We start from the raw sequence: 22,296 nt of genomic DNA on the forward strand, positions 1-22,296 counted from the left end.
ACCCTTGCCGTGCTTTGCAGCTACGAGCGAGCACATCTGAGCTGTTGCATTGTGTCTTGCCGAGCCCCACTTGTCGTAGAACTTATATCCGTCGCCTGAGAGATTGCCAAGCTCGGGAGCGTGTGACCAGTCGCCTGTGATTGATCCGAGAAGCACGCCTGCACCGAGTGCAACGTTCTCCCAGTTCATTACCCAGTAGCCGAGAGGGCCGTTCTTGAGGTCGTTGAGGTAGCCCTCGTCCTTTGTTGCCAGGTAGAGCCAGCCTGCTGCCCATGCGAGCTCGTCAGCTGATCCGCTCTCGCCGCTTCCGTAGAACTCACATGAGTAAGTTGCGGGGTTCTGCTTTGAGAAGTTGTAGAGAGCCTTAGCATACTTGAGGTCATCGGGATTCTTGAAGTTTACATAGTTTGCTGCAAGAGCTGCTGCGTATTCAGCAGTTACGTTTGCAGCGCCGCCTGTGGACCAGAGCATACGGCCTCTGTCGCCCTGAGTCTCAGGGGGACCCCAGTACTGGTGATCTGCATTTCCTTCGCCTTTTTCGATAAGTACCTTCTGTACTGTATCGCCGTTGAGAACTGTAGCGTCGCGGAAGAACTTAGCGAACTTGTCTGTTATAACCTTGAGGTGAGCGGTCTGTCCTGTTGAATCGAAAGCGTCGCCGAATTCGTAGTAAGCCCAGCCGAGAGTAGCTGCTGTGTAGCCCTGTGGCTGACCGAACATAGCGTGGTCGCCGGCATCGTGGAAACCGCCTGGAACTTCGTCGTTAGTGTGGCAGTTGCCTCTCCATGAGAGAGCGCAATCGGAATTGTCGCCGCACATATTTGCGTCATAGAAATAGAGGGAGTACTGAAGGAGTTTAGCGTAGTTATCGCCGTCTGCTGCATTTGCTGAGAGAGAGGGGGTCACCGCTGCAAGAGGTGAAACAAATGCGGAAACAGCGACTGCGCTGCTGACGAGGGCTGATTTCAGCCTTTTAAATTTTATCATGTTATCACTCTTCTTTCAATTTATTTGCCTATAATATGCCTTATTTCCATTATACAGGTTTTGCACGAAAAAATGGTTACAAAACAGTAACAGAGAGGTTACAGTTTGGTGAAAAGCGGCATGAAATCCGCATTTTCAGCATAGTGTGTAAAAAAAGCTTCACCCCATTGTGAACTATCACTATAATCTATTGTGCAGCTACCTATACAAAAAATGTCCGCGCAAAGAGTACCTTTACGCGGAAAATTAAAGGGAATATGTATCATAACAATTTTGTGCAGGAGCGGATACCGGCTTTCGTACTGACAACAGTGCAATAAGACAGTTTCGGCCTGTTTCCGCTTTACTGCTGCCCGTAAGGGCGAAAATAAGCTGATCGGCAGCACGGTCAGTTCGCTGCCGCAGTATTGCAATATTGAAAAAGGCTTGAAGACTTCAATTTCAAACACCCCTCTCATATTTGCTTCTGTAATAATATTATAACATATTTTCAAGAAAATTTGTGAATATTTTGTGTAAATTTCAACAAACAGCAAAACTTTGTAGAATGCTTCAAATAAGTCTTATGCTGATTGTGACATCGTACAATCAGCGGCTCAGACAGCAAAAAGGGCGGCAAAGCCGCCCGTATCTCTGTTCCCGGTTATCAATTCTTTGCTCTCAGCCGCTGTACTTCGCAAGCTCTTCGTCGATGATCGGCGAAAGCCTGTCGCGGAGATCGCCCCAGTTGTTGCAGGGGTTGCCGCTTTCGAGGAGAACCGATGTGATATTGTCCATAACTCCCCGCGTTTCAAAGGTGTAGTAGCCGTTTCCGTACATTCTCGGGCTCATTCCGTAGCCGAAGTCGAAAACAGGAGCGACCTTTGCAGGATCGAGATAGTCCTGTACAGCGTTGTACTGTTCCTCGGTGATGCCCTTGAGAGCCCTCTCCTTTGCGGAGTCCTTCAGCTCTGTAACGGCAAGGCGCTCACACTTGAGATAAGTCGCTACAGCGCTTCCCTTTGTGGAGTTGTTCACCAGCATTCGCGCATTTGCCTTGCAGTTGATGTAGTTCTTGTCCGCTCCGGGAGTTTTCGGGAACGGCACGACCATAATATCGTAGTCAGCGTTGTATTTGTCGGAAATAGGCAGGCTCCAGTCGCGCGAGCAGTAGAACAGGGTGTTCTGATCGTGGAGGTACATATCGCTCCAGTAGCTGTTGTACAGCCATCTCACGCGGAAATCGTTCATAAGCGCCTCGGCGCTCTCGATATACGGGTCGCCTATATTGTTTGTGAAGCTGTTTCCGTCGAAGTTTATGACGGTATGACCCGTCGAAGCGAGGATAGCTTCTCCGTAAAAGCCGCTTATGCCGAAATGATGGGCGGTTGTCTCGCTTTCGGTGAACTTGTTTACCATTCCCGTGAAAGCGTTCCAGTCCCATTTGCCCTCTTTATATAAGGTATAGGGGTCGTCAAGTCCCTCCGAGCTAAAAAGCGCTCTGCTGTAGGTGAGCAGATAGGGCTCGGAAAGAGCGTAGGGCACAACGTAGTGCTGACCCTTGTATGTGAATTTCTCGGCGATATCCTTCATATCGTCCCACAGACCGTCCTCTTCCATGCCGAGCTCCTCAAAATAGGGGTCGAGGGGCTGGAAAAGGTTCCGTGAAATGCCCTCGGGGAAAACTCCGTCCTCATAGGGGAACATATCCACTTCCTCGCCTGCGGCAAGCATTTCCTCCAGCTTTGAGAGCTTGTTTTCGGGAGAAGTCTGCACGTAGTTGACCTTTCCGCCGTAAACGTCCTCGAAAATAGCAAGAGCTGTGGGACGTTCGCCCTCGGATCTGTTGAGGTCATAGTCCGCAAGCCATGTTATCTCCATGCTGCCCGTCGGCTTTGAGGTAGTCTTGGGAGTTTCCGTGGTGCTTTCGGCGGGTTTTGTCTCCGTCGGTGTCTTTTTATTCTTTTCGCTACATGAAGCCGTGCTTATCATCACAGCCGCAGAAGCGATGAGAGCCGAAACTGCTCTCCACTTGTTATTCATTAAAATAGCCCCTTTCGGAAGCTGCAAAGGCGCAGCCATATCTATATTATTATACTCGTTTAGGGGCTGCCTGTCAAGTTTGGAGCCCATATCCTGTGAATATTCCCGCAACTGCGTTTTTTCTGCATGAAAACAGGTTTTTCGGTACTTCCTTTGGTAAAAAATGCCAAAAACAGGGTTCGTTATCTGTCAGGTTGTTAAAAAAATGCGGAAACTATAGAAAATTGCGTGACATTTTAAAACTGCTGTGATATAATAATAGGGAAGTTTTAATAAAAACGGGCAGTAATATACCTTCCGCCCGATAAATACAGAAAGGGATTTATCAAAATGGACAATAACAGATACAGTTCTAACCGTCCCCGCAGAAAAGTATCCCGCAGGACATACAGAAACAGGCGCCTTGCAGCGCTTGCTATCATAGCGCTTCTTGTGCTGATCCTTATCGTTCTTATTGCAAATGCCTGCGCTGACGGCAAGGATAAGAAAAAGCCTGCAGACAGCAAGACAGCTTCGACAATGACTACGACCACTACCGTTACCGATGCGGCTATAGTTACCACATCGACTACTACAGCTGTAGCTACGGTCCCGAAGAACGACAGCGATTTCAAGCTCGACAGACAGACTATCTCGATCATGGTAGGCGAGAGCGATATGCCGAGAGTCCTTGAGTACCCCGAGGGTACCGTTGAAGCCGACGAAAGATGGACTTCAAGCGACAAGGAGATAGCTACCGTTGACAGCTACGGACATATAACAGGAGTTGCCCCCGGCGTATGCTACGTTATCCTCAAATCTGCTGCCGATCTCAATCAGGAAGTAATGATAAAGGTAACTGTACGCGGAGAAGCCTCCGACGAAGATGATGATACGACTACAAAGCCTCAGTCCAGCAGGACTGAGGCTCCAGCCCCCCCTGTACATGATACAGAGGGGCTTACTTATATAGACGGGATCTTGCTGGTGAACAAGGAATACGGCGTACCTGCCACCTTTGAGCCGAAGCTCGAGCAGATATGCTACGACAAGTTCAATGAGCTGTCCACAGCTGCCGCAAAGGAGGGGCTGAGCATTTATATCAGCTCGGGATACCGCTCGTATAAGGATCAGGAGACGATATACAACAACTACATTGAAGATGAAAAAAAGAAAGGCAACAGCGAGTCTGAGGCAAAGAAAATAGTCGATACATATTCTGCAAGGCCGGGCTATTCCGAGCATCAGTCGGGACTTTGCATAGACGTTAACACTATAAACGACGCTTTCGGATATACTCCCGAAGCTGCATGGCTTGCGGAGCACGCTCACGAATACGGCTTCATAATCCGCTATCCGCAGGGAAAAGAAGCGATCACGGGCTATCAGTACGAGCCGTGGCATATAAGATATGTGGGCTCTAAGGTAGCGGATAAGATATACAAGAACGGTCAGTGCCTTGAGGAGTACCTCAACGTTGGCTGACGAAAGCCCCCCTGTCAGCGGACAGGGGATTTTAATATAAAATAAGGAACAGGCGGTGCTTTATGCCACGATTTTTTACAAACGAGATAGACGAAAACAATATTGTCCTCACGGGCAGCGACGCAAACCACATCGGACGCTCCCTGCGCATGAGAACTGGTGAAGCGGTCACGGTCTGCTGCAACGGTATCGACTACTGCTGCACTATCGGCAGTATCACTCCCGATACGGTGTACCTCGACCTTGTGGAAAAGCACAGGTGCGCTGCCGAGCCGAATGTGGAAGTTACGCTGTTTCAGGCGGTCCCCAAGCTCGACAAGCTGGAATACATCATACAGAAAAGCGTTGAACTGGGCGTATCACGGATAGTTCCCGTGCTCACAAGGCGCTGCGTTTCCCGCCCCGACGAGAAGGAATTTGAGAAGAAAAAGCTCCCGAGGCTCAACAAAATAGCCGAAGAAGCCGCAAAACAGTCGGGAAGGGGCGTGATACCCGAGGTAACACCTGTGGTCAGCCTGAAAGAAGCTCTCTCCATGATGGAAAAGCTTGACAGGACGATACTTCTCTATGAGGAAGAGGGCGGCTGCTCCTTCGGAAAAGTGGATCTTGAGGGCGTTAAGAGCATAGGGTTGTTCATCGGGAGCGAGGGCGGATTTGACCGTGAAGAGGCGGAAGCTGCCGTAAAAATAGGCGCAAAACAGGTGTGGCTGGGCAGGAGGATACTGCGTTGTGAAACTGCACCAATAACCGCCCTGTCAATTTTGATGTTTTTAACAAATAATATGTAAGCAGTTGAAATTTCAGAAAAGGTATGGTATAATATTTATAGATTATCGCAATCCGATCGCAAGCGGATCGGTAATACTAATTCTTGCGGAGAAAAGAGGAAATTGATATGAATAAGTTTTTAGTTGCAATTTTAGCTGCAGGCGCAGCAGCAGCCGTTGGATATGTCGCTGTACAGGCTCTCAAGGATAAGGGTTCAGATTCAGATTATGACGATGATGATTACGATGATTTTGATAACTTTGACGCAGACGAGAGCGTTGATTTTGAAATAAGCGATGAGAACGCTGATGAAAACAAGGCTGAGGAAGAAGCAGAGGACGCTGAGAAGGCTGATTCTGAGGACGCTGAGGACTGATAATTGCAAGGGAGCTGAAAAAGCTCCCTTTTATTTTACATTCCGACCTGTTTCTTTTTATTTCCGCGGCAAAAAAACGCTGAAACCAACGTTTATTATTGTGTGAAGTTACAAATCGTATTATCATGGCTTGACAATCGCATATCGTTCTGATATAATATAAAAGCTGTCCGTCAAGGATTGGTGAATGAAGAAAGATCCGAGGCGTAACTCAGTTTGGTAGAGTGCTTGCTTTGGGAGCAAGATGCCGCAGGTTCGAGTCCTGTCGCCTCGACCAGTTTTTTCAAAAAATCCAAAAAAAGTACTTGACAAACAAAGGCAAGTGTGATATAATAATTAAGCATTAGCGCTGGTGTAGCTCAGTTGGTAGAGCAGCTGATTTGTAATCAGCAGGTCGGGGGTTCGAGTCCGTCCACCAGCTCCATTATTTTGCCTTGCGGCAAAGTATTTTCAATCCTATGGGAGAGTTCCCGAGTGGCCAAAGGGGGCAGACTGTAAATCTGTTGCTTTTCAGCTTCGATGGTCCGAATCCATCCTCTCCCACCAGAAACGCCCCGAAAATTTTCGGGGCTGTTTTTGTTTGACACTGCAACTTTTAACCTTGCATTTCCTCTGCAAGGGCTTTTTTATGTCCGGAAAAAAAGAGGATTTGCACTGAAATTCAGCTTTAATGTTCAGAAATGTATAAAGAATGTAGGTGGATAAAATGGTAAAAGCCAATGTTAAATACGACATTAAAGTCCATTCGGCAGCAATAAGATCGTCGATACCCTACAGGGCATACCGCGCTCTCGCTGTGGTGGGCGGTGTGAATTTCATACTCCTTTCTTTTGTAATAGTCATAACCGCATGGTCAAGGCACAGGATCACCGTTGACCTGATACTCCTGCTGTCAGTATTCCTCGGTATATTCGTGGGAAGCACGATAAAGCTGCTGATGATGAATCCCGTAAGATCGTTCAGGAAGCATTCTGCGTACTACCCCGGTCTTAGATATGAAGTCACTGTTGGCGGCGAGAATATCGAGCTCGTATCAGAGGCGGAAAATTTCCGCAAAAACGCTGTATACAGCTGTTCGCGCATAGTCTCTGCCCGTGAGACCATGGGGTATTTCAAGATAAATATCGCCGAGGCCGGAAGTATCATGCTCTCGGATACCGATATCACAGAGGGTACCGCCGAGGAACTCAGGAACTTCCTGACAGCCACTCTCGGCAAGAGATACACGACAAAGGAGGGCTGGATATGATCGCTGTTAGGACCAAGCCGTCCCGTGAAAGCCTTGCAAGGCTGTGGAAGGTGCAGGCTTCACCTGCGCGTACCATCGCCGCACTTGCGGTATTTCTTCTCATTATGGCAGTCACGCTCATATCCACTGTCATTTCGTTAAAAAAATGCAACGGCAGTATACTGCTCGTTGTTCTTGCAGTTGTGACAGCCTGTGCCGATATCATTGTAATTGTAAGAACGGTCCGCCTCCCTTCAAAAAGGTATGCCGCTGTTCAGAAAAGCGTTCCCGATCTCAGGAGCGAGTACACTTTCGGCGATGATCATTTCACAATACATAATGAGTGTACAGGCATAAACGAGCATATTAAGCTGAAGTATTCCACAGTTAAAAAGGTAGTGTACAATGAATGCTGGTTCGTTGTGATAACGGGCTCCGGAAATGGCATTGCCTTCCATGAGAACAGCTTCGCAAACGGCACTCCTCAGGAGCTGTCGGCTCTGCTCCGCGAAAAGATAGGAAAGAAGTACAAGGTAAGGTAAAAAGCGGCTCAAAGCCGTTCACATAGAGACAAATCTTTATGGAGGAAAGAAAATATGATAAGAGAAGATTTAAGAAACATTGCCATTATCGCGCACGTTGACCACGGCAAGACCACTCTCGTTGACGAGATGCTCAAGCAGGGCGGCGTTTTCCGTGAGAATCAGGCAGTTGCCGAGCGTGTAATGGACTCAAACGACATCGAGAGGGAAAGAGGTATCACGATCCTTGCGAAGAATACCTCAGTCATGTACAACGGCACTAAGATAAACATCATCGACACCCCGGGCCATGCCGATTTCGGCGGCGAGGTAGAGCGTGTACTCGAAATGGTAGACGGAGTTCTCCTGCTTGTTGACGCAGCAGAGGGTCCTATGCCCCAGACACGTTTCGTACTTTCAAAGGCTCTTGAAATGGGTCACAAGATAATAGTAGTAGTAAACAAGATAGACCGTCCCGACGCCCGTCTTGACGAGATCGGCGACGAGGTGCTGGAGCTCCTCCTCGACCTTGACGCCAACGAGGCACAGCTTGAAAGCCCCCTCCTCTTCTGCTCGGGCAGAAGCGGTACAGCTTCACTCAGCCAGTATGAGGCAGGTACGGACCTGAAGCCGCTTTTCGACACTATCATCAACTACATCGAACCTCCTAAGGGCGAGGAGAACGATCCTCTCCAGATGCTCATATCCTCTATCGACTACAACGAGTATGTCGGACGTATCGGTATCGGACGTATCGTAAGAGGCAAGATAGCAGTCAACCAGCAGGTAACTGTCTGTGACTATACAGGTTCCAAGAAGAACTACAACGCAAAGATAGTTTCGCTTCTCCAGATACAGGGACTCAACCGCGTTCCCGTACAGGAGGCTCAGATGGGCGATATCGTATGGATTTCGGGTATTGAGAACATCACTATCGGCGATACGATATGTGCTCCCGAAGCTCCCGATCCGCTCCCCTTCGTAAAGATAAGCGAGCCGACAGTGGAAATGACATTCTCGGTAAACGACAGCCCCTTTGCAGGACGCGAGGGCAAGTTCGTTACTTCCCGTCAGCTCCGCGAGAGACTTTTCAAGGAGCTCCTCAAGGACGTTTCGCTCCGCGTTGAGGAAACAGACAGCACAGACGCTTTCCGCGTTGCAGGACGAGGAGAGATGCACCTTTCCATCCTTATCGAAAATATGCGCCGCGAGGGCTACGAGCTGGGCGTTTCCACTCCGAGAGTACTCTACAAGACAGACGAGAACGGCAGAAAGCTCGAGCCTATCGAGAGACTTGTCATCGACGTTCCCGAGGACTGCGTCGGCTCCGTAATGGAGAAGATAGGAACCCGTAAGGGCGACATGGTGGATATGCACCCGCAGGGAACACGTATGCGTATAGAGTTCCTTATCCCTGCAAGAGGACTTTTCGGCTATAAGAGCGAGTTCCTCACAGATACCAAGGGCGAAGGCATCATGAGCCACGTATTCGACGGCTATCAGCCTTACAAGGGCGATATCGAGCGCAGAAACACCGGCTCTCTCATCTCATTTGAGACAGGCGAGGCTGTAACATACGGACTTTACAACGCTCAGGAGCGCGGACAGCTCTTCATCACCTCGGGTACTCCCGTATACGAGGGCATGGTAGTCGGAGCTTCACCGAAGACCGAGGACCTTGTAGTAAACGTATGTAAGAAAAAGCACCTGACTAATACCCGTGCAAGCGGCAGCGACGACGCACTCCGCCTTGTTCCTCCGAGAGTTCTCAGCCTTGAGGACTGCCTGGAATTCCTTGCCGACGACGAGCTCCTGGAGGTAACTCCCGAGTCGCTCCGTATAAGGAAAAGAGTTCTCAGCAATACCCAGAGAGCAAAGGAAAGAGGAAAAAAAGCTTGATTTTCATCAAATCAACACATATAAACCATACAGTTTGCAGGTTCAGGAGATATGATATGAAAAAGCTTATCAGCATTTCGGTGCTGCTGACGCTTCTTGCGACTCTTTCAGGCTGCGGAGAAAAAACCGGCAGCTCTGAAAATACTGCAAAGGTCACAACTCAGCAGCAGACAACAGCGGCAGAAGAAGCAGCTGTATCCGGAAACAGCGGTGATGAACAGGAAACAACTGTCAGGGAACGAAAGATCGTTTCCAACGACGCCTATGAGTATGAGATATTCGGGGGCGGCGCTATCATCACAAAATATAAAGGCGGACAGACCGAGGTAACGGTACCCGATGAAATAGACGGCGCACCCGTTGAAGAGATCGGCTTTTACGCCTTTGAGGCGCAGCCCGTGACTTCTGTGACTCTACCTGAGAGCATAAAGGTCATAGGCGAGGGAGCTTTCATAGACTGCGCTTCACTTGTAAGTATAAACCTTCCGTCAGCACTGACGACTGTGGAGATGGGTGCCTTTGCAGGCTGCTCGGCTCTTACTGAGCTCACGGTGCCGTCGGGAGTAAAAGAGATAAAAAGAGGCGCTTTCGCAAGCTGCGGAAGCATGAGATCGCTGGTCATACAGAGCATGGAGCTCGGATATGATCAATGGGGAATAGAGGATATACCTGATCTGACAGTCTATGCGCCCGAGGGCTCGGCAGCTGCCGAGTGGGCTGGCGCAATGGGCAAGTATTCAGTAAATTGATTTAAGAGAGGGAACGATTATGAAAAACACAAGAATTTTAGCAGCACTGCTCGCAGCGGCCGCAGTTACATCATGCCTTACAGGATGCGGGGACAAGAAAAAGAGCAGTATGCCTCTTTATGCCGAGACTCCTGCAAGCAATCAGGCAGAGGGTTACAACAGCGCAGATTATGCAAGCAAGCTTGCTGAACAGGTTAATGCAGCAGAGGTAAGCGAGGGCGATCTTGACCTCGGCTCCGTCAACGGAGAACTCGTATCTCCCGAGGAGGGCGCAGCTGATTACAAACTCGGCGACTACCGCGTAAGCAGCAGCGGCGTAAAGCTTTACTACGACGAAGCTGAGTTTCCGCAGGAGCTCGTTCTCACATTCGAGAAGTACTTCGAGTCTCTTCAGAACGGAGATTACAGCACATACTACAAGACTCTTTTCCCTGAGTACGTGACAGAAATGGAGGCTACTCTCACAGCCAAGGAGGGCCATACTCTCAAGGATTCATTCGTTAATCAGTGTACAAGAGTTGCCGATATAACACAGGGCGACTTCAAGGTAACACGTATCAAGCTTGAAAAGCCTGTACCCCGTGAGGACGGTCAGGACGATGCACAGTCTTATTTCGATATGCTCAACGGCTATTTTGAAAAGGACTACTACAGCGTTGCAAGAGAGCAGAGCGAAAACCTTATCCCTGCTATTTTCTATGTAATGGGCGAGACCTCTCAGGGTCAGGAGATCGTTATCCTCCACGACTGCAAGATTGTTTTTGCTGTTAAGGAAGGTAAATATTACACATTCGGCTAATGGAGGAATGTGAAAATGAAAAAGTTTATCGCAAGGACTGCGGTTTTTCTGGCAGCTGTTGTAATGACGGCTTCCGCGGCGGTCTCGTGCAGTGACAAGGAAGAAGCGGACGAGCATGACCATCACGATCACAATCTTGTTGAGGAGATCCCGGAAGATGTAAACATCAAGCTCGATGAAACGCCCTACGGCGGACAGTTCAGCAAGCTGCTTCCCGAGGAGTACGATACTCCTATCGGCGTTGACCGCGACCCGAGATACTTATCTGATGAGGAAGCTGCAAAGCTTGCGGACTATTTCTACGCTATTTCCGAAAAAAAGCCTGAATACCTCGAAAAAGCCCTGCACCCTGATTATCTCAAGACTATACTTGAAAAAACAGGTACTGACAGCGCACAGTCCTATGTTGACATAGAGTACGACCTGATAAAGCAGTTTACAGAAACGGATTACAGCTTTGATTTCGTGCTTGTTGACGACATGGTAACGGACGAGGATATTCTCAAAGGGTATAATTCCACAGTAAGGAGCGCTTTGCCCGACGCAAAGATAACGGGAGTAAAGGCGTTCATGATAAACTGCACCTATAAAGCCAAGCCCGAGGACGGGGGCTCGTACTCCCTCAAGGAAAGGCTCGGCGACTATATCACCCTCTGCGTTTATACCGTTGACGGAGAGCCGTATATCTTATTCTGACATAAAACGTAAAAAGACCGCTTAAAGCGGTCTTTTTTAATGCGTAAATATATTGTGGGACTTAATGTTTATCAGCCCTTTTTGCTTATATTATGAATTGTTCTGTTTTTTGATGATATCGTTCCTGCTTACCTGCTTGCGGTCGATACCTTTCAGAAAAAAGCCTGCATTCGCTCCCTCGGATACACTTTCGCAGGTCTTGCGGAACTGCTCGATGCACGTTATCACAGACGGTATCTCGGAACTGCCGCGGACAATGACAACTTCGTCCCCCACATGGAAAACTCCGCCTGTAACTGTGCCCGTGACGACTGTTCCCCTGCCGCTTATGGTGAGAACATCACTTACCACAAACTCTGCATAGGTGCCGTCGGCTACTCCCGACTGCGGAGTATAGTACTCCTCATACTCGCGGAGCTCCTTTTCGTCATCGGTCATAAAGCCCGTATCCGCATTATCGCGGTTGAAGAGCTTATCCTTGATATTGTCCAGTAATCCCATAGTTTCCGCCCCTTTCAGATAATAAACTTATTTTGAATGGATATCCCTCTGCTCTACTGCAAGTCGGTCGCAGCGTTCGTTTTCGGGGTGTCCTGCGTGTCCCTTTACCCAGTTGAAGGTCACTTCGTGCTTTTCGAGGAGCGGCAGGAGCTGTTCCCACAGGTCGACGTTGAGGGCAGGCTTCTTGTCGGACTTTATCCAGCCCTTTTTCTTCCAGCCGTAGACCCAGCCCTTTGTTACGCTGTCCACGACGTACTTGCTGTCAGTTGTCAGTATCACCCTACACGGCTCTTTCAGCGCAGAGAGTCCCGTTATTACGCCGAGGAGCTCCATCCGGTTATTGGTGGTGGCGCTGTCGCCGCCCGAGAGCTCCTTTTCCACGGTGCCGAAGCGGAGAACTACTCCATAGCCTCCCGGTCCCGGGTTGCCGCTGCAGGCGCCGTCCGTAAATATCTCAACTGTTTTGATAGGTATCACCTCTGTGTTTAGCCGTTAACTTGTTTTAAAAAAGGGCGCTGTATGCGCCCTACAGAATAAATGCGTTTATACGGGACGCCGAGGACGGCGCCCCCTACAGTTGGTTATTTGAAGTAAAAATTGCTTGCGGACGACCAATGGCCGCCCCTACAAATCTTAGCTCTTAGCTCTGCTAATGGCTAAGGGCTAAAGGCTTATTAATACGCCTTGCCCCAGTATACCATGCACTTTGCAGGCTTGCCGCAGCATACGCACTTGTCGCTGAGCTGTTCCTGCTCGAAGGGGATACATCTTGAGCCTACGCCTGTCTTTTCCTTGACCTCGTCCTCGCAGGCTTCTTCGCCGCACCACATTGCCTTTACAAAGCCGTCGCCCTTTTCGTTGAGAGCCTTGTTTATCTCGTCAATGGTCGTGCAGGCGTAAGTTCTGTTTGCACGGTTCTCAGCAGCCTTATTGAACATGCCCTCGGGTATCTCCTTTTCGAGGAGAGCCTTTACATATACCGCAAGGTCGCCAAGTGATACGGTCTTCTTCTCGCCGCTGTAACGTACAGCAACGATGCACTGGTTTTCCTCGATATCACGAGGTCCTATCTCTATACGTACAGGTACGCCCTTCATCTCGTACTCTGCGAACTTCCAACCCGGTGAATTCTCGCTGTCGTCAAGCTTAACCCTGATACCAGCGGCACTGAGCTCGCTGAGGAGCTCGCCTGCCTTGTCGAGAACGCCCTCCTTGTGCTGTGCGATAGGCACGATAACTGCCTGTACGGGAGCTACAGCAGGCGGCAGAACGAGTCCGCTGTTGTCGCCGTGAGTCATGATGACTGCACCGATAAGACGCGTTGTAACGCCCCAGCTTGTCTGGTGCGGATTTACTCTCTTGTTTTCCTTGTCTGTATACTCAATGCCGAATGCCTTTGCAAAGCCGTCGCCGAAATAGTGGGAAGTACCTGCTTGCAAAGCCTTGCCGTCGTGCATGAGAGCTTCGATAGCATAGGTGGAAACTGCTCCTGCGAACTTGTCGCTCTCGGTCTTTTTGCCCTTGATAACAGGCATAGCAAGTGACTTTTCGCAGAAATCAGCGTAAACGTTGAGCATACGCTCTGTTTCCTCGATAGCCTCCTCAGCTGTAGCGTGGATAGTATGACCCTCCTGCCACAGGAACTCTCTTGAACGGAGGAAAGGACGTGTGGTCTTTTCCCAGCGTACAACGCTTACCCACTGGTTGTAGAGCTTGGGGAGGTCGCGGTAGGAATGAACTATATTAGCGTAGTGCTCGCAGAAAAGAGTCTCTGAAGTAGGACGGACGCAGAGTCTGTCCTCAAGCTTCTCGTTTCCGCCGTGAGTTACCCATGCAACCTCGGGAGCAAAGCCCTCAACGTGATCCTTTTCCTTCTGAAGAAGGCTCTCCGGGATAAACATAGGCATACAAACATTCTCATGTCCCAGCCTCTTGAATTCAGTGTCAAGTATATGCTGCATATTCTCCCATATCGCATAACCGTAGGGGCGTATTACCATACAGCCCTTTACGCTTGTATATTCAATAAGCTCTGCCTTTTTGCAGATATCGGTATACCACTGAGCAAAATCCTCGTCCATTGAGGTTATCTCAGATACCAGCTTTTTATCCTTTGCCATATATTATGACCTCTTTCTTTAGTATTTCACTTTCTGAACAGAATCAGGGCAATAACCGCCTGACGGCGGTTATTGCGTACACATTTATTATATCATCTCTCCGTAACGTTGTCAATCCGTTACATATGCGCCAGAACGTATATGGTCAGTACCGCAACGATAAGGAAACCTCCTGCCATTACACCGTTCAGCACCTTTGAGGCAGTTGTTTCACTGAAGAAATCGTCGTTCTTTTTCTTCATGTTCACCAATATGAAGAGTATGATCGTAAGAACGCCCACAACTCCGCCGATAAGGCAGAGTAAAGCCATACGGTTGCTGAGGAGGTCGATGTAGTGATCTCCGCCGTATACGCTGTCGCTGCTGAGAGAGCTTCTTACCTTGTAATCCATTCTCTTGACTTTTCCCTTTATCCTTACATTCTTTGTATTCTTGAATTCTCCGTCGAAGTTCTTGCCGAAATCCTTTGGAGCGCGGACAACAAGAACGCTGTCTTCGTTCTCATTGGCTATGTAGAAGTAGTAATCATTTCCGACAGGGATACCTCTTACAGTATGCTTTACCTTCAATGCGTAGTGGTCGGCACCGTATTCGGGTACGCCGCTTACTATCTCGCCGCCGTCAAGACCGTTGGCAAATGCCTCACTGAGAGACACCTTATCGCCTGTAAGTCCCTTTATACCCATTACAATGCCTGCAATGGTTATCACGATAAAGAATAAAGCTCCCCATATAACTGATTTCTCGCTTGATTTTTTGCTGAAAATAGCCATAATTATTACTCCTTAACGATTTTTTTGCGCTTATCGCTCCTTATTCCTCTTTTTCTTCTTCTTTTTCCTCAGCAAGCTTCTCCACGCGGCATACTTCTATGCGGTGGTGTTTGACTTCGATTATCTCTATATGAAGCCCCCCTGCGTCAAGGGAAAGCTGCGAGCCGTCCTTCGGTATCTCCCCGAGCTCGGCAATGACGTAGCCGCCGAAGGTCTCGTATTTGTCAGCAGGAAGCACCACGTCGAGCTCCTCGCATACGTCGCTGAGAGAGCTTATACCAGGTACCGTCCATACATTCTCGCCTGTCTTTTCAAGTCTTGCTGCGGGCTCGTCCTCGGGGTCGTCGGCAAAATCGCCCACAAGCTCCTCAACAAGGTCGGTGATAGTGATGATACCGCTCATTCCGCCGTATTCATCGACTACTATTGCAAAATGGTCTGCGCCGCGCTGCTTCATCTGATCGAAGAGGCGGTCCGCTTTCATATTCTCGTGAACGAAACAGGGCTCATGGACTGCCGAAGCCATGATACTGTCCTTGCTCTTGTCGTCAAGGCGGAAGTAGTCCTTGGCGTTGAGCACGCCGATGACGTTGTCCACGCTTTCGCCGCATATCGGGAACGAGGAGTGCCTTGTACGGTGGATAGTTTCCTCCCACACGCTTACATCGTCGTCGCTCCACAGCACATCAACGTCCGTTCTGTGCGTACAGACCTGCTCGGCGGTTGTGTCGTCAAAGGCGAAGATGTTCTTGATAATGCGGTTCTCGTCCTCGTCGATAGTACCCTTTTCGGCTCCTGCGTCGGACATCATGAGTATCTCTTCCTCTGTAACGGCGTCATCGTCGCTCTCGGGGTCAATGCCCATGAGCCTGAGTATGCCGTTTGCCGTCACATTGAGGAGCCATACCAGCGGCGCAAAGAGCTTCGATACAAAGCATATCATACCGCTCATGGCAAGAGCTATCTTCTCGGGGTCCTTCATGGCGAAGCGCTTTGGTACCAGCTCGCCGAAAACAAGTGTAAAATAGGAAAGTATCAGGGTGATGAGAACTACCGATACCTTCTTTATCACAGCCGCAGGAATGCCCGTGCCTGTCTTTGTCAGCGCAGACGTGAGCAGCTCGGAAAAGCTGTCGGCTGCAAAGGCGGCTCCTATGAAGCCTGCCAGTGTTATCGCCACCTGTATGGTAGCAAGGAAGCGTGTGGGCGTATCTGTCAGCTTTTTGAGCTTCACGGCTTTTTTGTTGCCGCTCGCCGCAAGCTTTTCCAGTCGGACATCGCTTATGGATATCACAGCCACCTCGGTACACGCAAAGAGCGCATTAAGCGCTATAAGTATAATCTGCAGAATTATCTGCCCTATCATTATGCATATCCTCCGTAAATATAATATTTCTCTTTAACCTTGTAAAGGCACAGTCAACACAAACGATAATGCAGACCATGCCTTGATATCTTATATTCAACGAAGAACCTTGTATTATCAGGATTACTGCCGTCAGGGGCACCGTCCATTGCTGCTTTCATCTCCTTTTTTGTATAGTATTTTTATTATAACGTATTATTGCGTTTTTGTCAAGTGAACGGAACTGCGTTCCGTACCATTAGCCTACAGGGGCTTTTTCAGTTATTGCAAGAAAAGGCTGCACCATAGGTGCAGCCTTAATAACAAATATCATGCCATTCTGAAAATTGGGATTATTTTGCCTGATTCGCAGGTTATAACTCCGCGCATATCCACAGGCTCAAGCCCGATATCCACGAACGAAGCGCCCTGCTTTACCGAAGCAGTATAAAATGCAAGTTTTCCGTCAACTTCATTGATGCCGAAAACCATATCGCTGTTCCAGCAGGTGTAATCAATATCCGTTATCTTTTCTTCGGCAGAATCAAAATAACCGATATGTGAACGATGTTCGCCCGCCCCCCATGAATACATGTAGTAAAGCTCCGCTGCATTGTCGCCGTTTACATCGGCAACGGCAAAGGATACTGCTCCCAGACCGCCAAAGCTTTCGCCGAGAGTGTATATCTTGTCATTGTACAGAAGGAAGCTTTTACAGCTCTTGTCGAACTTGAATATCTCAAATCCGTACTTTTCCTTTATTTCAGGCGGAGTAACATTGTAACACCCGTCATCAGCGTCAATTCCTGTCTTATCCTCAAGCTTCCCGAGGAACAGCGGCACATCTTCGTCAGACGGAGTCATCAGAAATGTGTCGGCCTCTATCAGAAAAAACTCTTTATCTTGCCGAGGAGGTATTCCTGAATACGGAGAGCGTCATTTGAAGTAACACCCTCGCTTGTCTTGTCAACATCAGCATTTTCTCTGCCCTGTACTGTGAGACAGTGCTCGTCTGTACCGCCTACGCCGTACTTGTTGGGGTTAGCAAGGCTCTGCATGATGAGAACTGCGTCACCCATGTCGATCTGTCCGTCACAGTTAGCGTCTCCTGCCAATGTAACAGGAAGCTGACCTGTTACTATTGTAGTTGTGGTTGTAGAAGTTGTCTTGTCATCTGTTGTTGTAGTTGTAGTGGTCGTTTTCTTTTCCTCTGTAGTTGTTGTGGTGGTAGTAGTTGTCGTTGTTGTCGCAGAAGTTGTGGTAGTTGTTGTTACCTTGTTATCGCCTGCGATAGTAGTTCTTACAGGGTCAGAAGCTGTCTTGCCGTCAACTATCGACTTGAATGCAGGCTTAGCCATGAAGTCCTTGTCGAATATGAGCGGATTCTGTGAAGCTCTCCAGCTCTTGGGGTCTGTGATTCCCCAGAAGATAACTGCCGAGATCTTGTCAGCGTACTTCTCATAGAGGTCGAAGAGGCCCTTGTAGTACTTAGCCTGTACGTCGAAATACTTGTCGCCTGAGTGCTCCTGTACTGTAGCGTCGAGCTCTGTGATCTGAACGTCGAGACCGAGGCTTGTGTACTTCTTGAGTGCACTCTCGTACATACCGAGTGACGGGAATGCAGCGTCAAGGCTCTGTCTTACGTCAAGGTGAGACTGCATACCGATACCGTCGATATTGCCTGCCTTCTTAAGTCTCTCAGCCATTTCGCATACAGCGTCGAGCTTGCCTGTCATATATTCGTTATAGTCGTTGTAGTAGAGCTTGCAGCCCTTGGGAGCATACTGTCTTGCATACTCGAATGCATAGTCGATGAATGAGTTGTCACCGAATACAGCGACCCAGTCAGAAGCGCCGTAGTTGTTGGACTGGCTGCAGTGACCTGCCTCACGGGGCTTTCCGTCGTCTGTCCATGCCTCGTTAACAACGTCGCAGGCATAGAAGTTTACGTCAGGATAGAGCTCTGTGAGAGTTGTGAAGTAGCTCTTGATGTAGTTTTCCATACGCTTCTTCATCTTGTCGGGAGAAACGTAGTCCTTCTTCTCGTCGTAGTCCTCCTTGAAGAACCACTCAGGAGTCTGGCTGTGCCATACAAGAGTGTGGACTCTTACAGGGATACCGTACTTTCTTGCATAGTTGAGAACAGGCTTTGCCTGTGAGAAGCTTATCTGAGGAGTCTCGTCGTCGCCTGTCTCCTCGAAGTATGCAAGGGTCTTGGCCTTGTTGAGAACATAGTCGGGCTTCATCTGGTTGCCGACTGTGATGCTCTCGCCGAAGTGCTTCTGGAGAAGATCCATGAATGGCTGTGAGGACATATCCTCAGGTGAAAGGGCAGTTCCTATCTTGAACTTGTCCTTGTATATCTCGCTGAGTGAAGGCTGATCGCTCTCAATCTCCACACGGGGAGCTTCTGTGATCTTTACGTCGTCGATGAATATGGACTCCTGGCCGCCCTCGAAGTATACGTATACGCCTTCCATGCCCTCTGAATAGCTGATAGGAACATTCTTTATCTCAGCCCAGCCGTTTCCGCCGCCGCTGGTTGCCTGAATGTTCTGCTTGAGGTTGGAGTATGAGGTGTCTCCGTCAACGCTGAACTGGAAGCTGAGTGTGGTGTTGGTGTACCATTCTCCTCTTACCGAGCAGGAGAAGTAGTACTGTGTGTCAGGCTCAAGGAAGCCGTCCATGCGGAATGCGGGACCGTGCCATGTGTCGCCTCTCTCGGTAGCGGAAAGTCCGCTTTCGCCGCTCTTTGCAGCGTCCTTTGAGATAGCAACTACTGTTTTATCGTCGCCGCCTCTGTTTGACCAGTGCTCGAGGTCAGCCTCGCTCTCGAATCCGCACTCGTAAACTACTTTGCCTTCTGATGATGCAGTTGTGATGCCGTTGAGCTGTATCTGTGCGGGTGCTACCGCGTGAACAGCCGAAGCCGAAGCTGAAAGCGTCATTGCTGCACTCATAACGCCAGCTATAAGCTTCTTGAAGTTTTTTCCTCTCATAGTTAATTCCTCCAAAAAATAAATTTTTGTGTCTATATTGTAACACGATTATGCACATATGTCAATGCAGCCTGTGAGTAAAGAGCAATAAATGGTTAGCGTGCATATATAATATGTGTAAAAATGGTCAGTTTGTTCAGTTCAAAAAACAGGGGCGGATAATATCCGCCCCTTTCCTGTATCCGTATCAGTCAAGGTACCTGCCAACAGGAGAAGTACTGTACTGCTTGATGATCTTCATTATTACCGATCCGTCAGCCTGTTCCGTTTCCTCAACTATCTTATACTTTGTCCTTGCTTTTTCAAGTGAAGCCTTGTACTTCCCTATCTCCTCCCTGACAAGCCTTGCCGCATAGTCGCGGGGAGCGTCCTCTTTCAGCAAAAAATGCAAGGTCTGACAGATACAAGCCTCTTTGATTCTTTTCATTTAAATGCACCTCCAAAAAAATAAAACGTGCAGCAAAAAACCGGACTTACGCAGGGATTGCTACACGTTCTTTATTGTATTTTAGCATATTTTGAAGAAAAATTCAAAGGCAGTTTTGCACAAAAATAATTTCCAGCTTATGCATAGAGATGTTATCCGCCATGCAGCCTTGTAAAATTGCACACAATTAATTGAAATTACTCCCCGTTTTTCTAACTCAATAAGCTGAAATGAAACGCAAGAAAGAGAGAGAAAAGGAGTATAAGTGAGAGATTTCAAGAGAAAACAGAGTATATATTAAAAAAATTCGTGAAAACCTCTTGACATCGGAGCTCCTATCGTGTATAATTAATCTTGCACTGCGGAGGAAAAGGCGTTTTTTCGGGAAGCAAGAGGCAGGTCCTTTAGCTTCTCACAGAGGCTCTGCCTCTTGTTTCCGAATTCGCTTTCCGTCCGAAATTTATTACAGGAGGAAAATATTATGTCAACTACACTGGCAAAACCCGCTGAAGTAAGCCGTACTTGGTATATCCTCGACGCTGAGGGCAAGCCCCTCGGTAGAGTTGCTGCTAAGGCTGCTCACATCCTCAGAGGCAAGCACAAGCCTACTTTCACTCCCAACGTTGATTGCGGAGACCACGTTATCGTTATCAACTGCGCTAAGGCTGTTCTCACAGGCAGAAAGCTCGAGCAGAAGAAGTACTACTGGCACACAGGCTGGATCGGCGGCCTTAAGTCCATTTCCTACAAGGATATGATGGCTCAGCAGGCTGACAGAGCTATGATGATCGCTGTTAACGGAATGCTTCCCAACAACAGCCTCGGCAGAGCTCAGCTCAAGAGACTCAGAACCTACAAGGACGCTAACCACAAGCAGGAGGCTCAGAAGCCTGTTGCTTACGAGCTTTAATAGGAGGTGCTTTTAAATGTACGAATCAAAGGTTAAATACTTCTACGGCACAGGCAGAAGAAAGCACTCCGTAGCAAGAGTAAGAATCTACCCCGGTTCAGGTAATGTTACTATCAACGGCAGAGGCATCGACGATTACTTCGGTCTTGAGACTCTCAAGCTCATCGTTCGTCAGCCCCTCGCTCTCACAGATAATGTTGAGAAGTTCGATATCGTTTGCACTGTTGCAGGCGGCGGCGTTACAGGTCAGGCTGGCGCTATCAGACACGGCGTTTCAAGAGCTCTTCTCGAATTCGATCCCGAGCTCCGTCCTACCCTCAAGAAGGCTGGATTCCTTACCCGTGACCCAAGAATGAAGGAGAGAAAGAAGTACGGTCTCAAGGCTGCACGTCGTGCTCCTCAGTTCTCAAAGCGTTAACAGATTTTTTCAGAAACGCCTATATTACGGTATTTACGAGAACCACTTACGAATTTGTTCAACAGATTGTTCAACTAAATACTTTGAAATCAAACCTCTTTGTCGCGAAACCGACAGAGAGGTTTTTTGTTCATATAAGTTCATCGGAAAGCTTATCATTAATCGTGCTAGCAAGGCATATCTTCTGCTTTTGAAGCACATCAGCGTAGATATTCGCAGTAACGCCAATATCGCAATGACCAAGGTGTTCCGAGATTACTTTCAAGTCTACACCACTGTTCAGTAAAAGTGTAGCATTGCAGTGCCTCAGCTTATGCAAAGTCATATCTTCAAATTCTGAGCCTTTAGTCATGCGCTTCAGAGAGTGGTAAACAGAACCGCGGTCACGATAATTGCCCAAACCGGAAGGAAAAACCATTTCAGGGTGAGCATACTTGTTCCCAAGTGATACTTTTAACTGCTCGACATAGGTTTGTTGCTCCCTCAGGTATTTTTCTACTGTTGAATTCATTGCAATCAAACGAATACTGCTTTTGGTTTTGGGTGAATCAAGGTAATATTCACCGTCAACATGGGACAGTGTATGGTGAATAAATATCGTTTTCTTTTCAAAATCAATATCATCCCACGCTAATCCAAGGCATTCTCCGATTCTCATACCAGTGAATAACAGAAATATCAGGATACGCTTCACATCTTCGTCCCAAGATTTGTCACGGATAAGGTGAAGAAATCGCTTTGTCTCCTCCTCGGACAGAGAATAGCGTTTTCCTGTGTCTTTCTTTTTAGGAATTATCACATTTTGACAAGGATTCTCTCTGGCAAAGCCCTGCTGTAATGCTCTGCGATATATGCTTTGTACAACAATATAGACCTTTCTTACCGAGGTTGCATTTAAATGATGATCTTTGCTAAGCACTTTCAGAAATCCTGTCAGCATCGGTGTGGTGATGTCTTTGAGCTTCTTGTTGCCGAGAATTGGTGCGATATGATTTCTGTACTGACTTTTATAGTTCAGAATAGTAGTCGGCTTCAATTCTTCTGGAGCATAATTCTCAAAATACCATTCAGCCAACTCTGAAAAACGCATATTCTCATTTAACTGAGCATATCCCTTACAGTGCCTTTCAAATTCAAAAGCATACTCCTGAGCCATCTTTTCTGCCTTTTTCTGTGATGTTCCATTCGGCGGAACATAGGTTGTGGACTTAAAGAGCTGTTTTCCGCTAATGTCACGACCCGTAAAAACTCTTATGAGAAACTTTCCGTTTCTGTTTGTAATATTTGCCATATG

Annotated in this window: 22 protein-coding genes and 3 tRNA genes; 14 read left to right on the forward strand and 11 right to left on the reverse strand. The window is 48.2% G+C overall.

Annotated elements, in window-relative coordinates:
- Both IKW96_RS05240 and IKW96_RS05245 read right to left on the reverse strand, forming a co-directional pair.
- Positions 1 to 987 (reverse strand): glycoside hydrolase family 9 protein (locus IKW96_RS05240; protein WP_296571256.1); only part of this gene is annotated, 987 nt, incomplete at its 3' end.
- Positions 988 to 1,647: 660 nt separating this feature from the next.
- Positions 1,648 to 3,009: an extracellular solute-binding protein gene (locus IKW96_RS05245; RefSeq protein ID WP_296571261.1), complete on the reverse strand. Its 1,362-nt coding sequence runs from the start codon at positions 3,007 to 3,009 to the stop codon at positions 1,648 to 1,650.
- 330 nt (positions 3,010 to 3,339) lie between these two features.
- Between IKW96_RS05245 and IKW96_RS05250 the strand changes: the two genes are divergently transcribed.
- The 12 genes from IKW96_RS05250 to IKW96_RS05305 all read left to right on the forward strand — a co-directional run bounded on the left by IKW96_RS05250 (position 3,340) and on the right by IKW96_RS05305 (position 11,509).
- Entirely contained in the window at positions 3,340 to 4,473 is a 1,134-nt protein-coding gene (locus IKW96_RS05250) for a D-alanyl-D-alanine carboxypeptidase family protein (protein WP_296571264.1), read from the forward strand.
- Positions 4,474 to 4,535: 62 nt separating this feature from the next.
- Positions 4,536 to 5,261, forward strand: coding sequence for a 16S rRNA (uracil(1498)-N(3))-methyltransferase (locus IKW96_RS05255; RefSeq protein WP_296571267.1), 726 nt, complete (start codon positions 4,536 to 4,538; stop codon positions 5,259 to 5,261).
- Between the two features lie 107 nt (positions 5,262 to 5,368).
- Entirely contained in the window at positions 5,369 to 5,617 is a 249-nt protein-coding gene (locus IKW96_RS05260) for a YtxH domain-containing protein (RefSeq protein WP_296571271.1), read from the forward strand.
- A gap of 200 nt (positions 5,618 to 5,817) precedes the next feature.
- Positions 5,818 to 5,894: transfer RNA gene (locus tag IKW96_RS05265), tRNA-Pro, on the forward strand.
- A 71-nt stretch (positions 5,895 to 5,965) separates the two neighbouring features.
- Positions 5,966 to 6,041: transfer RNA gene (locus IKW96_RS05270), tRNA-Thr, on the forward strand.
- A gap of 36 nt (positions 6,042 to 6,077) precedes the next feature.
- A tRNA-Tyr gene (locus tag IKW96_RS05275) sits at positions 6,078 to 6,163 on the forward strand.
- Between the two features lie 160 nt (positions 6,164 to 6,323).
- Positions 6,324 to 6,866 carry a hypothetical protein gene (locus tag IKW96_RS05280; protein ID WP_296571275.1) on the forward strand — a complete coding sequence of 181 codons (543 nt, stop codon included), beginning with the start codon at positions 6,324 to 6,326 and terminating at the stop codon, positions 6,864 to 6,866.
- Positions 6,863 to 7,387 carry a hypothetical protein gene (locus IKW96_RS05285; protein WP_296571277.1) on the forward strand — a complete coding sequence of 175 codons (525 nt, stop codon included), beginning with the start codon at positions 6,863 to 6,865 and terminating at the stop codon, positions 7,385 to 7,387. Before IKW96_RS05280 ends, IKW96_RS05285 begins: the two co-directional genes overlap by 4 nt.
- Positions 7,388 to 7,441: 54 nt before the next feature.
- The gene (gene typA, locus IKW96_RS05290; protein ID WP_296571279.1) at positions 7,442 to 9,265 is read left to right on the forward strand and encodes a translational GTPase TypA; all 1,824 of its coding nucleotides are present in this window, start codon (positions 7,442 to 7,444) and stop codon (positions 9,263 to 9,265) included.
- A gap of 56 nt (positions 9,266 to 9,321) precedes the next feature.
- Entirely contained in the window at positions 9,322 to 10,014 is a 693-nt protein-coding gene (locus IKW96_RS05295; RefSeq protein ID WP_296571281.1) for a leucine-rich repeat domain-containing protein, read from the forward strand.
- Positions 10,015 to 10,033: 19 nt separating this feature from the next.
- Positions 10,034 to 10,813, forward strand: coding sequence for a hypothetical protein (locus IKW96_RS05300; protein WP_296571285.1), 780 nt, complete (start codon positions 10,034 to 10,036; stop codon positions 10,811 to 10,813).
- Between the two features lie 15 nt (positions 10,814 to 10,828).
- Positions 10,829 to 11,509, forward strand: coding sequence for a hypothetical protein (locus tag IKW96_RS05305; RefSeq protein ID WP_296571288.1), 681 nt, complete (start codon positions 10,829 to 10,831; stop codon positions 11,507 to 11,509).
- Positions 11,510 to 11,599: 90 nt separating this feature from the next.
- Here the strand turns inward: IKW96_RS05305 and IKW96_RS05310 are convergent, their stop codons facing one another.
- The 8 genes from IKW96_RS05310 to IKW96_RS05345 all read right to left on the reverse strand — a co-directional run bounded on the left by IKW96_RS05310 (position 11,600) and on the right by IKW96_RS05345 (position 19,674).
- On the reverse strand, positions 11,600 to 12,010 hold the full coding sequence (locus IKW96_RS05310) for an EF-Tu/IF-2/RF-3 family GTPase (protein ID WP_296571292.1): 411 nt from the start codon (positions 12,008 to 12,010) through the stop codon (positions 11,600 to 11,602).
- 27 nt (positions 12,011 to 12,037) lie between these two features.
- Positions 12,038 to 12,478 carry a ribonuclease HI gene (gene rnhA, locus IKW96_RS05315; protein WP_296571342.1) on the reverse strand — a complete coding sequence of 147 codons (441 nt, stop codon included), beginning with the start codon at positions 12,476 to 12,478 and terminating at the stop codon, positions 12,038 to 12,040.
- A 206-nt stretch (positions 12,479 to 12,684) separates the two neighbouring features.
- A complete protein-coding gene (gene proS, locus IKW96_RS05320; protein ID WP_296571295.1) occupies positions 12,685 to 14,130 on the reverse strand; it encodes a proline--tRNA ligase in 1,446 nt (481 codons plus the stop codon).
- A 119-nt stretch (positions 14,131 to 14,249) separates the two neighbouring features.
- Positions 14,250 to 14,903, reverse strand: coding sequence for a hypothetical protein (locus IKW96_RS05325; protein WP_296571299.1), 654 nt, complete (start codon positions 14,901 to 14,903; stop codon positions 14,250 to 14,252).
- Positions 14,904 to 14,943: 40 nt separating this feature from the next.
- Positions 14,944 to 16,269 carry a hemolysin family protein gene (locus IKW96_RS05330; protein WP_296571302.1) on the reverse strand — a complete coding sequence of 442 codons (1,326 nt, stop codon included), beginning with the start codon at positions 16,267 to 16,269 and terminating at the stop codon, positions 14,944 to 14,946.
- A 309-nt stretch (positions 16,270 to 16,578) separates the two neighbouring features.
- Positions 16,579 to 17,112 carry a hypothetical protein gene (locus tag IKW96_RS05335; protein ID WP_296571307.1) on the reverse strand — a complete coding sequence of 178 codons (534 nt, stop codon included), beginning with the start codon at positions 17,110 to 17,112 and terminating at the stop codon, positions 16,579 to 16,581.
- A gap of 20 nt (positions 17,113 to 17,132) precedes the next feature.
- A complete protein-coding gene (locus IKW96_RS05340; RefSeq protein WP_296571309.1) occupies positions 17,133 to 19,247 on the reverse strand; it encodes an endo-1,4-beta-xylanase in 2,115 nt (704 codons plus the stop codon).
- A 187-nt stretch (positions 19,248 to 19,434) separates the two neighbouring features.
- The gene (locus IKW96_RS05345; RefSeq protein ID WP_296571312.1) at positions 19,435 to 19,674 is read right to left on the reverse strand and encodes a hypothetical protein; all 240 of its coding nucleotides are present in this window, start codon (positions 19,672 to 19,674) and stop codon (positions 19,435 to 19,437) included.
- Positions 19,675 to 20,155: 481 nt separating this feature from the next.
- Between IKW96_RS05345 and rplM the strand changes: the two genes are divergently transcribed.
- Positions 20,156 to 20,584 (forward strand): 50S ribosomal protein L13, encoded by a 429-nt coding sequence (rplM, locus tag IKW96_RS05350; RefSeq protein WP_296571314.1) that lies wholly within the window; start codon positions 20,156 to 20,158, stop codon positions 20,582 to 20,584.
- Positions 20,585 to 20,600: 16 nt separating this feature from the next.
- Positions 20,601 to 21,002 (forward strand): 30S ribosomal protein S9, encoded by a 402-nt coding sequence (gene rpsI, locus IKW96_RS05355; RefSeq protein ID WP_296571316.1) that lies wholly within the window; start codon positions 20,601 to 20,603, stop codon positions 21,000 to 21,002.
- 130 nt (positions 21,003 to 21,132) lie between these two features.
- On the opposite strand, the gene IKW96_RS05360 is transcribed toward rpsI, so the two are convergent.
- Positions 21,133 to 22,293: a tyrosine-type recombinase/integrase gene (locus tag IKW96_RS05360; RefSeq protein ID WP_296571319.1), complete on the reverse strand. Its 1,161-nt coding sequence runs from the start codon at positions 22,291 to 22,293 to the stop codon at positions 21,133 to 21,135.
- Positions 22,294 to 22,296 lie beyond the last annotated feature (3 nt).

It is taken from the genome of Ruminococcus sp., from assembly GCF_017549005.1.
Classification (GTDB): Bacteria; Bacillota; Clostridia; order Oscillospirales; family Ruminococcaceae; genus Ruminococcus.

What these genes read in the sequence shown, in the direction of transcription:
- IKW96_RS05325 (WP_296571299.1), bottom strand. Translation starts at nt 14,903, where the DNA reads ATGGCTATTTTCAGCAAAAAATCAAGCGAGAAATCAGTTATATGGGGA.
- proS (WP_296571295.1), bottom strand. Translation starts at nt 14,130, where the DNA reads ATGGCAAAGGATAAAAAGCTGGTATCTGAGATAACCTCAATGGACGAG.
- IKW96_RS05280 (WP_296571275.1), top strand. Translation starts at nt 6,324, where the DNA reads ATGGTAAAAGCCAATGTTAAATACGACATTAAAGTCCATTCGGCAGCA.
- IKW96_RS05245 (WP_296571261.1), bottom strand. Translation starts at nt 3,009, where the DNA reads ATGAATAACAAGTGGAGAGCAGTTTCGGCTCTCATCGCTTCTGCGGCT.
- IKW96_RS05285 (WP_296571277.1), top strand. Translation starts at nt 6,863, where the DNA reads ATGATCGCTGTTAGGACCAAGCCGTCCCGTGAAAGCCTTGCAAGGCTG.
- IKW96_RS05300 (WP_296571285.1), top strand. Translation starts at nt 10,034, where the DNA reads ATGAAAAACACAAGAATTTTAGCAGCACTGCTCGCAGCGGCCGCAGTT.
- IKW96_RS05295 (WP_296571281.1), top strand. Translation starts at nt 9,322, where the DNA reads ATGAAAAAGCTTATCAGCATTTCGGTGCTGCTGACGCTTCTTGCGACT.
- IKW96_RS05345 (WP_296571312.1), bottom strand. Translation starts at nt 19,674, where the DNA reads ATGAAAAGAATCAAAGAGGCTTGTATCTGTCAGACCTTGCATTTTTTG.
- rpsI (WP_296571316.1), top strand. Translation starts at nt 20,601, where the DNA reads ATGTACGAATCAAAGGTTAAATACTTCTACGGCACAGGCAGAAGAAAG.
- IKW96_RS05335 (WP_296571307.1), bottom strand. Translation starts at nt 17,112, where the DNA reads ATGACTCCGTCTGACGAAGATGTGCCGCTGTTCCTCGGGAAGCTTGAG.
- rplM (WP_296571314.1), top strand. Translation starts at nt 20,156, where the DNA reads ATGTCAACTACACTGGCAAAACCCGCTGAAGTAAGCCGTACTTGGTAT.
- IKW96_RS05305 (WP_296571288.1), top strand. Translation starts at nt 10,829, where the DNA reads ATGAAAAAGTTTATCGCAAGGACTGCGGTTTTTCTGGCAGCTGTTGTA.
- IKW96_RS05260 (WP_296571271.1), top strand. Translation starts at nt 5,369, where the DNA reads ATGAATAAGTTTTTAGTTGCAATTTTAGCTGCAGGCGCAGCAGCAGCC.
- IKW96_RS05250 (WP_296571264.1), top strand. Translation starts at nt 3,340, where the DNA reads ATGGACAATAACAGATACAGTTCTAACCGTCCCCGCAGAAAAGTATCC.
- IKW96_RS05360 (WP_296571319.1), bottom strand. Translation starts at nt 22,293, where the DNA reads ATGGCAAATATTACAAACAGAAACGGAAAGTTTCTCATAAGAGTTTTT.
- IKW96_RS05340 (WP_296571309.1), bottom strand. Translation starts at nt 19,247, where the DNA reads ATGAGAGGAAAAAACTTCAAGAAGCTTATAGCTGGCGTTATGAGTGCA.
- typA (WP_296571279.1), top strand. Translation starts at nt 7,442, where the DNA reads ATGATAAGAGAAGATTTAAGAAACATTGCCATTATCGCGCACGTTGAC.
- IKW96_RS05255 (WP_296571267.1), top strand. Translation starts at nt 4,536, where the DNA reads ATGCCACGATTTTTTACAAACGAGATAGACGAAAACAATATTGTCCTC.
- IKW96_RS05330 (WP_296571302.1), bottom strand. Translation starts at nt 16,269, where the DNA reads ATGATAGGGCAGATAATTCTGCAGATTATACTTATAGCGCTTAATGCG.
- IKW96_RS05310 (WP_296571292.1), bottom strand. Translation starts at nt 12,010, where the DNA reads ATGGGATTACTGGACAATATCAAGGATAAGCTCTTCAACCGCGATAAT.